The 1,124-nt window shown below is 39.1% G+C and carries 1 protein-coding gene; it reads right to left on the minus strand.

What is annotated here, in order from left to right:
- Positions 1-144: 144 nt before the first annotated feature.
- Positions 145-1,124 (minus strand): alpha/beta hydrolase (locus E7Z77_RS09650; RefSeq protein ID WP_292753542.1); only part of this gene is annotated, 980 nt, incomplete at its 5' end.

The raw sequence follows: 1,124 nt of genomic DNA on the forward strand, positions 1-1,124 counted from the left end.
AGACCCATATAACTTCCTCAAATTAATATTTAAATAAAATTTTATAAATAATTATCCTAAAGATTATGCATAAATCCTAAATCCATAGATATCCGGTTCAATCTGTTAAAATTGGGAATAATTAAAAAAATAAAAAGAGGAATTTTATAAGTTTTCATTATAAAATTCAATGATTTTATCGAATGGAATGATATCCATATCATCATACAGGTCGGTGTGAACTGCATCTGGGATGATCATAAGTTCCTTATTCTCACCGGTCAATTTTTCAAACTCATCTTTTGAGAAATAGCATGAGTGAGCCTTTTCCCCGTGAATAATCAGTACTGCGGAGCGTATCTCATCGGAGTATGCAATAATCGGTTGGGATATGAATGACATTGTACCAATTGCTGTCCAGCCGTCATTGGAATTCAAGGAGCGTTTGTGATAACCCCTTTCGGTTTTATAGTAGTCATAGTAGTCCTTTACAAAGAATGGTGCATCATCCGGTAACGGATCGACTACTCCTCCGCCCATTGCATATTCACCGTTTTTGAAGTCCTCGGTTCTTTGGTTGTTGAGCATGACTTTCATTTCATATCTTGCATCCGGACTGTCTGCCTCGTCAAAGTATCCTTTTGCGTTGATACGGGTCATGTTGTACATTGTGGAGGTGACTGTTGCCTTGATACGTGTGTCAAGACTTGCTGCATTCAGGGCCATTCCTCCCCATCCGCATATACCGAGAATTCCTACTTTTTCAGCGTCAACTTCATCATTGGTAACTAAAAAGTCAACTGCTGCCTGGAAGTCTTCTGTGTTGATGTCGGGAGATGCCATATATCTTGGAAATCCACCGCTTTCACCTGTGAATGACGGGTCAAAAGCTATTGTTAAAAATCCGTTTTCTGCAAGTTTTTGTGCGTATAATCCAGATGACTGTTCTTTCACGGCTCCGAATGGTCCGCATACGGCGATAGCAGGCAATTTAGCATCAGCATCCAATGGCTTAAATAAATCTGCTGCAAGTGTTATTCCGTATCTGTTGGTGAAGGTCACCTTTTCGTGATGTACTTTGTCTGATTTGGGAAATACCTTATCCCATTCATTGGTTAATTCGAGTTCTGTCATATTATCAACTT

Source organism: Methanobrevibacter sp. (assembly GCF_015062985.1).
GTDB lineage: Archaea > Methanobacteriota > Methanobacteria > Methanobacteriales > Methanobacteriaceae > Methanocatella.